The organism is Actinomadura verrucosospora, assembly GCF_039540335.1.
GTDB classification, from domain to species: Bacteria; Actinomycetota; Actinomycetes; order Streptosporangiales; family Streptosporangiaceae; genus Spirillospora; species Spirillospora verrucosospora.
The window spans coordinates 26,264-35,690 of the sequence record NZ_BAABEV010000066.1; the positions used below are offsets into that span (position 1 = coordinate 26,264).

At 71.8% G+C, this 9,427-nt stretch carries 10 protein-coding genes; 4 read left to right on the top strand and 6 right to left on the bottom strand.

The window, feature by feature from the left end:
- Positions 1-100: 100 nt before the first annotated feature.
- Together ligD (ABD944_RS39625) and ligD (ABD944_RS39630) are read right to left on the bottom strand one after the other, a co-directional pair.
- Positions 101-1,009: a non-homologous end-joining DNA ligase gene (gene ligD, locus ABD944_RS39625; RefSeq protein ID WP_345186679.1), complete on the bottom strand. Its 909-nt coding sequence runs from the start codon at positions 1,007-1,009 to the stop codon at positions 101-103.
- Entirely contained in the window at positions 999-1,973 is a 975-nt protein-coding gene (gene ligD, locus ABD944_RS39630) for a non-homologous end-joining DNA ligase (RefSeq protein WP_345186680.1), read from the bottom strand. The genes ligD (ABD944_RS39625) and ligD (ABD944_RS39630) overlap by 11 nt, the downstream gene beginning before the upstream one ends.
- Positions 1,974-2,086: 113 nt before the next feature.
- On the opposite strand from ligD (ABD944_RS39630), the gene ku reads away from it, so the two are divergent.
- Positions 2,087-2,992, top strand: coding sequence for a non-homologous end joining protein Ku (ku, locus tag ABD944_RS39635; protein WP_345186681.1), 906 nt, complete (start codon positions 2,087-2,089; stop codon positions 2,990-2,992).
- A 53-nt stretch (positions 2,993-3,045) separates the two neighbouring features.
- On the opposite strand, the gene ABD944_RS39640 is transcribed toward ku, so the two are convergent.
- From ABD944_RS39640 to ABD944_RS39650, 3 genes are all read right to left on the bottom strand, one after another.
- On the bottom strand, positions 3,046-3,576 hold the full coding sequence (locus ABD944_RS39640) for a superoxide dismutase family protein (RefSeq protein WP_345186684.1): 531 nt from the start codon (positions 3,574-3,576) through the stop codon (positions 3,046-3,048).
- Between the two features lie 141 nt (positions 3,577-3,717).
- The gene (locus tag ABD944_RS39645; protein ID WP_345186687.1) at positions 3,718-4,020 is read right to left on the bottom strand and encodes a hypothetical protein; all 303 of its coding nucleotides are present in this window, start codon (positions 4,018-4,020) and stop codon (positions 3,718-3,720) included.
- 192 nt (positions 4,021-4,212) lie between these two features.
- A complete protein-coding gene (locus ABD944_RS39650; RefSeq protein ID WP_345186690.1) occupies positions 4,213-6,375 on the bottom strand; it encodes an MMPL family transporter in 2,163 nt (720 codons plus the stop codon).
- A 164-nt stretch (positions 6,376-6,539) separates the two neighbouring features.
- Here ABD944_RS39650 and ABD944_RS39655 point away from each other — a divergent pair, with 164 nt between their 5' ends.
- Entirely contained in the window at positions 6,540-7,256 is a 717-nt protein-coding gene (locus tag ABD944_RS39655) for a TetR/AcrR family transcriptional regulator (protein ID WP_345186691.1), read from the top strand.
- A gap of 85 nt (positions 7,257-7,341) precedes the next feature.
- Here the strand turns inward: ABD944_RS39655 and moeZ are convergent, their stop codons facing one another.
- Entirely contained in the window at positions 7,342-8,523 is a 1,182-nt protein-coding gene (gene moeZ / locus ABD944_RS39660; RefSeq protein ID WP_345186693.1) for an adenylyltransferase/sulfurtransferase MoeZ, read from the bottom strand.
- Between the two features lie 218 nt (positions 8,524-8,741).
- On the opposite strand from moeZ, the gene ABD944_RS39665 reads away from it, so the two are divergent.
- Both ABD944_RS39665 and ABD944_RS39670 read left to right on the top strand, forming a co-directional pair.
- A complete protein-coding gene (locus ABD944_RS39665; protein ID WP_345186695.1) occupies positions 8,742-8,933 on the top strand; it encodes a hypothetical protein in 192 nt (63 codons plus the stop codon).
- A gap of 57 nt (positions 8,934-8,990) precedes the next feature.
- Positions 8,991-9,182: a CsbD family protein gene (locus tag ABD944_RS39670; RefSeq protein ID WP_345186698.1), complete on the top strand. Its 192-nt coding sequence runs from the start codon at positions 8,991-8,993 to the stop codon at positions 9,180-9,182.
- The last annotated feature ends 245 nt before the right edge of the window (positions 9,183-9,427 follow it).

Below are 9,427 nucleotides of genomic sequence, written 5' to 3' on the forward strand. Positions count from 1 at the left end.
TTCCTTCCACCCGTGGTGTCCCCAGGCACCATGGTGACGGAACGCGGTCCCGGAGAGTGCCGATTCGAACACATAGGGCACCCGAGATCGCCGATGTCGCTCAGGGCAGGGGCCGGTGGTCCTTCAGCAGCGGTTCCAGGAGGTCGCCGTGCTCGTCCACCCGGGCGAGGACGTCCTCGGGGCCGAAGACGAGGTCGGCGGCGTCCCCGCACGACTCCAGCTCGTCCCAGGTGATGGGCGTCGACACCGAGGGGCGGTTCCCGGCGCGCAGCGAGTAGGGCGCGACGGTCGTCTTGGCCGGGTTGTTCTGGCTCCAGTCGACGAAGACCTTGTCCTTGCGCAGCCGCCGCTCCATCTTGGCGACGACCAGCTTCGGGTTCTCGTCGGCCAGGCGCTGCGCGGCGGCCTTGGCGTACTCCGACGTCCGTTCGGCCTCCTTCGGCTCCTCGATCGGGACGTACAGGTGCAGGCCCTTCTTGCCGCTCGTCTTCGGGTAGGACTCCAGGCCGTCCTCGGCGAGCACGTCGCGGAGCAGGGCGGCGACCTCGCACGCCTCCACGATCGTGGCGGGCGGGCCCGGGTCCAGGTCGAAGACCACCAGGTCGGGGGTGTGCACCTTGCCGCGCGGACCGACCTTCCACTGCGGGACGTGCAGTTCCAGCGCGGCGAGGTTCGCGCACCACACGAGCGTGGGCAGGTCGTCGACGACGACGAAGTCGAGGGTGTCGCGGCCCTTGGAGCTGCCGGGGGTGGGGATCGTCGCCGTGCGGACCCAGTCCGGGGTGTGGGAGGGGGCGTTCTTCTCGAAGAACTTGCCGCCGTCGACGCCGTCCGGCCAGCGGATGCGGGTCGCCGGGCGGTCCTGCAGGTGGGGGAGCATGACCGGGGCGATGCGGGCGTAGTAGTCGATGACCTCGCCCTTGGTGAACTCCGGGTACAGGTTCTTGTCGAGGTTGGAGAGGGAGAGCTGACGGCCGTCCACGTCGACGGCGGTCCTCTTACTGCTCACTCGTGACCTCCAGGGGGTCCTTGTCGTCACGCAGGCCCCGCCAGGACGGGAAGCGGAGGCGGCCGTCCCTGGTCCGGGCACTGTAGGCGACCTCCCCGACGAGCCGGGGCTCAACCCACTGGGCGTCGCGGGCGAACTCGCGCGGAACGGGCTCGTCGTAGGGGCTCGTCGAACGGCGCAGCGGCCACAGCGTCTCGTACAGCTCGTCCAGGGCGCGGTCGCTGAAACCCGTGCCCACGTGTCCGACGAAACCGAGCAGGCCCTTCATGTCGTACTCGCCCAGCAGCAGCGAGCCCACGCCGCCCTCGCGCCGGCCCTTCCCGGGCTTCCAGCCGCAGACGACGACCTCGCGCGTCATGAAGTTCTTCACCTTGCGCCAGAAGTCGACGCGGCGCCCCGGACGGTACGGCGAGTCGAGGCGCTTGGCGAGCAGGCCCTCCATCTGCTGCTCGCGGGTGAAGGCGAGCAGTTCCTCCACCTGGGTCTGGTCACCGCCGTGCAGGTACGGGGGCACCTCGACGGGGCCGGTGCCGGCGAGGTCCAGCTCCGCCAGCACCGAGCGGCGGTCGGCGTAGGGGACGTCGTACAGGACGTGCCCGTCCAGGAAGAGGACGTCGAACACGACGTAGCGGACGGGAACCTCGCGGATCAGCCGGGGGTCGGGGCGCTGGACGTGCATCCGGCGCTGGAGGCGTTCGAAGCTGGGGCGTCCCTCCTGGAAGGCGACGACCTCGCCGTCCAGGACGACGTCGCTCTCGGGCAGCAGGTCGGCGAGGGCGGACAGCTCGGGGTAGCGGCTCGCCACCTCGCCGCCGCGCCGTCCGGCGGCGCGGACGCCGTCGGCGGAGACGTGCGACAGGACGCGCACGCCGTCCCATTTCAGCTCCAGACCCCACTTCCCGCCGTCGGAGGGGAGGTCCCCGGTGGAGGCCATCATCGGCTCGACGGGCCACGGCATGGTCATAACGCCGTCTTACCCCGTCCCGCCGCACGGGGAAAGGATCACGACGCCCTTCTGGCGCAAATCGAACGACGTTGCGACGCTAGGGGCAGGAACGTGCTGGGTAAGGACGGATCATGCGCAGTATCTGGAAGGGCGCGATCTCCTTCGGTCTGGTGACCATACCGGTGAAGCTCTACTCGGCGACCGAGCAGCGGGACGTCGCCTTCCACCAGGTGCACCGGGAGGACGGGGGGCGCATCAAGTACAAGCGGGTGTGCACGCTCGACGGCGAGGAGGTCCCCTACTCCGACATCGCCAAGGGCTACGAGCTGCCGAGCGGCGAGATGGTCATCCTCACCGACGAGGACTTCGCCGACCTGCCGCTGTCGTCCAGCCGCCGCATCGACGTCCTGCAGTTCGTGGAGCGCGAGGAGGTCGACCCGATCTACTTCGCGAAGTCCTACTACCTGGAGCCCGACGCGCAGGGCGCCAAGCCGTACGTGCTGCTGCGGGACGCGCTGGAGAGCTCCGGCCAGGTCGCGATCGTCAAGGTGGCGCTGCGGCAGCGCGAGTCGCTCGCGACGCTGCGGGTCCGCGAGGGCGTGTTCGTCCTGGAGACGATGCTGTGGCCGGACGAGGTCCGCGCGCCGGAGTTCCCCTTCCTGGAGGAGGACATCGAGGTCCGCAAGCAGGAGCTGTCGATGGCGACGTCGCTGATCGAGTCGATGGAGGGGGACTTCGACCCCGGCGAGTACAAGGACGCCTACCGGGAGGCGCTCCAGGCGGTGATCGACGCCAAGGTCGAGGGGCGGGAGGTGGCGCGGCCCGCCGAGGAGGGCGCGGAGGAGCCCGCCGCGGACCTGCTCAGCGCGCTGCGCGCCAGCGTTGAGGCGGCGAAGAAGAGCCGCGGCGAGAAGGCGGGGAAGGCGGCGTCCGGCAAGGGGACGGCGGCGAAGAAGCCCGCCGCGCGCAAGACGGCGTCGTCCAAGGCCGGCGAGAAGAAGGAGCCGGCCAAGAGCCGCAGCCGCAAGTCGGCGTGACCCCGCCGCCGGCCGGGCCGGCGGCGAGGTCGGGGTGATCCCGGAGCCGCGGCTCAGAACGGGACGGTGGTGCAGAACAGCCGTGCGCCCGCGTCGCCCGTCTTCGGGTCGGTGGGCTTGGCGTGCACGACGAGCGATCCCGCGGCCTTCTCCGCGACGCGCCACGGCACGGACGTGCGGGAGTGGCCGCGCCCGTCGGCGCGGACGGTGACGTCGAGCCAGATCTCCTTCTTCGGCATCGGCGTTCCGGGCGGCGCGTCGGGATCGTGGTAGTGCGGCCCGGCGTCCTCGGGCTTCGGCCCGCACCGGTTCACGTGGACGTGGGCGCCGAACGTCCGGCCGGCGGCCTCGCGCGGCATGCCCCACACCCGCAGGGACACCCAGGTCCTGTGGTGGTCGCGGACCACGACGACCTTGGTCTTCGCGGTCCGGAAGGCTTGGTCGTGGACGTTGTCGGGCCCGCGCACGACGATCGCGTGCGGCCCGGACCGGGCGAGGGCAGGGGCGGCGGGGACGAGCGCGGCGCCGGACGCGGCGAGCGCGGACGCGGCGAGCAGGGCGGGAGCGCGGACGGGCGTTCGCATGACGCTTCCTCTCCGTGGTGCGGGGCGCCGGACGCCGCGGGCGTGGCGGCGTCCGGGCTCGGTGGTTCACGAGCATGCCCCCGGAGCGGGCGGCGGCGTCCCCCCGAATCGGTCAGGGGGCGGCCGCGTGCGCCGAGCGGTTCAGTTGTCGCGGCGGGCGGCGAGCACGCGCCCGACGGCCGCGGCGGCGGCGGACGGGTCGGCGCACGGCGCGATCCGCTCGCCCCAGCCGTAGCAGTAGGACCAGCCGTCGCCGGAACGTTCCCGCACCGCGATGACGCTCTCGTTCACCCGCGGCAGGCGCGGGTCGGCGATGTGCGCGGTCGGACGGCGGTCGGCGGGCGCGGCGACCTCGACCGCCCAGCCGGCGGAGCGCAGGACGTCCGTGAGCCGCTCCAGGTGCGCGAGCGCCGTCTCGGCCTCGGTGATCATCAGCACGGACATGGTGCCTCCAAAGGAACGTCCCGGCACGGGAAGGGTTCGGGGATCCGCCGGGCGGGGGCCGTCGCGGAATGCGTCACACGAGGGGTGCAGCCGGTGGAATGGCGTTCAGTCTTGCGCCGGGCGGAGGAGACCACAAGCGGTTCGGAAGGATTGGTGGCCGGCACTTCGGAGTGCCGGCCACCGGGGCGGGCGTCAGCCCACGGGCTCCAGCCGCGACGGGGGAGCGGCGGGGGCGTCGCCCTCCCGGATCCCGTACCGGCCGTAGAGCCGGGCCAGCGGGCCGGGCGCCCACCAGTTCGCGCGGCCGAGCAGCCGCATCGTGGCGGGCACGAGCAGCGCCCGGACGACCGTCGCGTCCAGCAGGATCGCCACGGCCATCCCGACGCCGGTCATCTTGATGAACGTGATGCCGGACGTCGCGAACGCGCCGATCACCACGATGAACAGCAGCGCGGCGCTGGTGATGATGGCGCCGGTGCGCTGCACGCCGGAGGCGACGGCCGCGGTGTTGGAGCCGGTCAGGTCGTACTGCTCGCGGACCCGCGACAGCAGGAACACCTCGTAGTCCATCGAGATGCCGAAGAGCATCGCCAGCATGAGGATCGGCATCGCGGGGGAGATGGAGCCGGTCGCGGTGAAGCCGAGCGGGCCGGACAGGTGGCCGTCCTGGAAGACCAGCACGACCGCGCCGAAGGTGGCCGACAGCGACAGCATGTTCATGACGATCGCCTTCAGCGGCAGCAGCACCGACCCGAACGCCAGGAACAGCAGGAGGAACGTGGCGCCGCCGACGAGCAGGGCCAGCCAGGGCAGGGTCGCGCCGATGCTGTCGAGCTGGTCGACGACGTCGGCCGTCTCGCCGCCGACGTAGGCGCGCGCGCCGGGCGGCGGCGGGACGTCCCGGACCCGCTGGACGAGGTCGCGGGCGGCGCCGGAGTTCGGGTCGGCGTCGTAGCGCAGCGCGATCCGGGTCGTCGTCCCGCCGGCGCCGGTCACCGTCGCGTCCGTGACGCCGGGCAGCGCGTCCAGGCGGGCCCCGTACGCCTGGACGGCGGCCCGGTCGGACGTCCCGGTCACGACGGCCTCGATGGGGCTGGTGGCGTTGCGGGGGAACCGGGTCTCCAGCGTCTCGGAGACGACCCGCGCGTCCGTGCCGTCCGGCAGCACCTTCGCGTCCACGCCGCCCCAGTTGATGCGCAGGAACGGCGCGCCGAGCGCGAGGAGCAGCGCCACCGTCGCGACCATGTAGACGACCGGGCGGCGCATCACGCTGCGCGCGACCCGTCCCCACCAGCCGTCGGACCGGCCGCCGGCCGCCGCCCGGCGCCGCCGGATCGGCAGCGCGTTCACCCGCGGGCCGAGGACGGCCATCAGCGCGGGCAGCACGGTCAGTGCCCCGGCCATGCACACCAGCACGGTGGCGATGCCGCCGTAGCCCATGGAGACCAGGAAGTTCTGGTCGAACAGCAGCAGCCCGGACAGCGACACGGCGACCGTGACGCCGGAGACCGCGACGGTGCGCCCGGCCGTGGCCATGGTGGCGGCCAGCGCGTCCTCGGCGGAGGCGCCGTCCCGGCCGATCTCCTCGCGGAACCGGCTGACCATGAACAGCCCGTAGTCGATGGCGAGGCCGAGCCCGAGGAACGTGGTGATGTTGACCGCGAAGATCGACACGTCGGTGACGTAGGCCAGCGCGTGCAGCGCGGTGAACGAGCCGAGGATGGCCAGGCCGCCGACCAGCAGCGGCAGGCTCGCCGAGACCAGCCCGCCGAAGATCAGCACCAGCAGCACCAGCAGGACCGGCATGGCCATGCCCTCGGCCCGGCCGATGTCGGACGAGACGCGCTCGTTGATCGCGACGCCGGTGCCGACCGCGCCGCCGACCTTCGCGGTGAGCCCGCCGCCGACCTCGGTGAGGTCGTCCTCGACCGCCTTGTAGTTGTCCTCCCTGGCGGCCTCGTCGGAGCCGGCGAGCTGGAGGACGGCATAGGTCGCCTTGCGGTCGTCGCTGACGAACTGCGGCGCGCTGGTCGTCCAGTACGTGCTGGCCTTGGCGACCTTGCCGGGTGGCAGCGCGGCCAGCGCGCGCTCCACCGACGCCCGGAAGGACGGGTCGTCGACGGTCGTCCTGCCCTGGTAGAGGACCACGACGTCGGCGCCGTCCCGCCCGAGGTCGCGCTCGGCGATCCGCTCCGCCGTCGCGCTCTGGCTGCCCGGCGTGTCGAAGCCGCCGGAGGAGGTCAGCGCGCCGAAGACGCCCGTGCCCCACACCGCGGCGAACACCAGGAACGCCCCCGCGGCGGCGAGGACCCACCGCCTGCGCCGGTGGACCCACCTGCCCCATCGCTCGAACATGACGCTCCTCCTCCAGCCCCGTTACCTTGAGTAAGTTCAGTGAACGCCGTAAACTGAGAACAGCGTTAACTTTGCATACAGCGTTAGCTGTCGTCAAGGGTGTTTTTGAGGAATCATGCGAGGGCGGCCGGTGACGGCCGGGCACCCGGCAGAGAGGGGGCGAGGTGGCATCGCGTCGTGATCGTCTGCGGGCCGCGACCGTCAGGGAGATCACCGACACCGCCCGGCGGATCCTCGTGGAGGAGGGCCCCGAAGCGGTGACGCTGCGCGCCATCGCCCGCGAGATGGGCATGACCGCCCCCGCGCTCTACCGCTACTTCGGCAGCCACGGCGAGCTGCTGCGGCACCTGGTCGGCGACCTGTTCACCGAGCTGACCGCAGACCTGCACGCGGCCATGGAGGACGTGCCGAAGGGCGACATGAGCGGCAAGTTCATGACGGTGGCCCGCCAGTTCCGCCTCTGGGCGCTGGCGCATCCCCGCGAGTACTCGCTGCTCTTCGGGACGCCCGTGCGCGGCGCCGCGCACCAGCAGGAGGTCGACTTCGCCGAGGAGTGCGCCCGCCAGTTCGGCTGGACGTTCATGGCCCTGTTCCTGGAGCTGTGGAGGAAGCAGCCGTTCCCGGTGATGCCCGAGGAGGAGATCGACCCCGGCCTGCGCGAGGAGCTGCGCCGCTACCGCGACGACGTGCTCGGCATCGCCCTGCCGCTCGGGGTGATCCAGCAGTTCCTCAAGTGCTGGATCAGGCTCCAGGGCGGCGTCAGCCTGGAGGTCTTCGGCCACCTGGAGTTCGCCCTGAGCGACGCCGCCCCCATGTTCGAGCTGATGCTCCAAGAGGTGACCGTCGAACTCGGCCTGACCTACGCGCCCCCCAGGGGGTGAGCCGGGGCTCGGCGGCGGCCGGGCGGGGTCCGGACAGCGGAAGGCCCCCGGACCCGGGACGGGTGCGGGGGCCTTCGGGCGGGCGTCAGTAGGACGGGAGGCTGGGGTCGATCTGGTTGACCCAGGCCAGGACGCCGCCGCCGACGTGGACGGCGTCGCCGAAGCCGGCGTTCTTCACGACGGCGAGGGCCTCGGCGGAGCGGACGCCCGACTTGCAGTGCAGGACGATCTTCTTGTCCTGCGGCAGGCGCTCCAGGGCGGAGCCGTTCAGGAACTCGCCCTTGGGGATGAGCGTGGCGCCCGGGATCGCGACGATCTCGTACTCGTTGGGCTCGCGGACGTCCACGAGGAAGATGTCGTCGTCCCGCTCCTGCATGGCCTTGAGGTCGTGCACGGAGATCGTGGAGTCCCTGACGGCCTCGGCGGCCTCGTCGGACACCGCGCCGCAGAAGGCCTCGTAGTCCTCCAGCAGCTCGGTCTGCGTCGGGTTCTTGCCGCACAGCGGGCACTCGGGGTCCTTGCGGACCTTGACCGAGCGGTAGGTCATCTCCAGGGCGTCGTAGACCATCAGCCGGCCGACGAGCGGCTCGCCGATGCCGGTCAGCAGCTTGATGGCCTCGTTCACCTGGATGGAGCCGATCGACGCGCACAGCACGCCGAGCACCCCGCCCTCGGCGCAGGAGGGCACCATGCCGGGCGGCGGCGGCTCGGGGTAGAGGCAGCGGTAGCAGGGGCCGTGCTCGGCCCAGAACACCGACGCCTGGCCGTCGAACCGGTAGATCGAGCCCCAGACGTACGGCTTGCCGAGCAGGACGGCGGCGTCGTTCACCATGTAGCGGGTGGCGAAGTTGTCGGTGCCGTCCACGATCAGGTCGTACCCGGAGAAGATCTCCATGACGTTGTCGCGGTCGAGCGCGACGTCGTGCACCACGACGTCGATCAGCGGGTTGATGTCGCGGACGGTCTCGGCGGCCGACTCGACCTTCGGCTTGCCGAGCGACGACTGCCGGTGGATGATCTGCCGCTGCAGGTTGGACTCGTCGACGACGTCGAAGTCGATGACGCCGAGGGTGCCGACCCCGGCGGCGGCCAGGTAGAGCAGGGCGGGGGAGCCGAGGCCGCCCGCGCCGACGACCAGGACCTTGGCGTTCTTGAGGCGCTTCTGCCCGGCCATGCCCACGTCGGGAATGATCAGGTGCCGCGAGTAGCGGTTGACCTCGTCGCGGGTGAGCTCCGGGGCGGGCTCGACCAGAGGTGGCAACGACACGTGAGTGCTCCTGTGCTGGCGTTCGACGTTCAGGGACGGCGGGACGTCATCGTCCTCCCACGGCACAACCTTGCCATGTGCTGCGGCATTCCCGGCAGCCGCCCGCCGGACGGTCGCCGGTGTCTTCCCCGCTACCGGAATGGATCGCCATAAAAGGGGCACCGTACGGGCGCGAGGCCGGCGACCGGACCGGCCGCGGGTGAGGAGAGGTGACGGGCATGGGGTTCATGAAGAGGCTCACGGGGGAACGGGCCGGCCGCCGGACGGCGGGGAGGCGGCGCAAGCCCAGCCAGCGCGAGCTGCGGGCGCGGATGCGCACCGAGCAGGCCGAGCAGAAGCTCCTGGAGACCGAGGCCCTCATCCACGAGGAGGCCGAGCGGCTGCGCCGCGGCACCCGGACTTCCGCATAATCCGGGCTTTCAGGGGCATAGCCGGGTTGGACGACTCTCCGTACACGAGGAGGAACCATGGGTTTCCTCGACAAGCTGAAGAACAAGGCTCAGCAGGCCAAGGGCCGGGGCAAGGAAGAGGCCGGACGCCAGTCCGGTGACCCGTACCTGGAGGCCGAGGGTAAGAGCGACCGCGCGACCGGCGGCGCCAAGCAGGTCGGCGAGAAGGCCAAGGACGCCGCCAGGGAGGCGAAGCGGGCCGTGGAGTGAGTCCGCGGACGTCGGCCTCCGGCCGCGGAACCTGGTGAAGCGGGCCCCTCTGCGGAGGGGCCTCTTCCCCTTCTCCGCCGGGCCGCGACGCCCGGCCTTCGCGGGATGACCGGCGGAATGTCGCGAAGCGCCGTTAATCTTGACTGTTGTGGCATTCCTGCCCCCCTCCCAGCAGCCGCCCCCGCCGCGGTCCCCGCACCAGCCCGGCGCGCCCGGCGGCTTCCGCCCGCCCGGGCCGCCCGGCC

Bases quoted from the DNA above. Each gene is read 5' to 3' on its own strand.
- ABD944_RS39650 (WP_345186690.1), bottom strand. From the start codon at position 6,375: ATGTTCGAGCGATGGGGCAGGTGGGTCCACCGGCGCAGGCGGTGGGTC.
- ABD944_RS39640 (WP_345186684.1), bottom strand. From the start codon at position 3,576: ATGCGAACGCCCGTCCGCGCTCCCGCCCTGCTCGCCGCGTCCGCGCTC.
- ligD (WP_345186680.1), bottom strand. From the start codon at position 1,973: ATGACCATGCCGTGGCCCGTCGAGCCGATGATGGCCTCCACCGGGGAC.
- ABD944_RS39670 (WP_345186698.1), top strand. From the start codon at position 8,991: ATGGGTTTCCTCGACAAGCTGAAGAACAAGGCTCAGCAGGCCAAGGGC.
- ABD944_RS39645 (WP_345186687.1), bottom strand. From the start codon at position 4,020: ATGTCCGTGCTGATGATCACCGAGGCCGAGACGGCGCTCGCGCACCTG.
- ABD944_RS39665 (WP_345186695.1), top strand. From the start codon at position 8,742: ATGGGGTTCATGAAGAGGCTCACGGGGGAACGGGCCGGCCGCCGGACG.
- ku (WP_345186681.1), top strand. From the start codon at position 2,087: ATGCGCAGTATCTGGAAGGGCGCGATCTCCTTCGGTCTGGTGACCATA.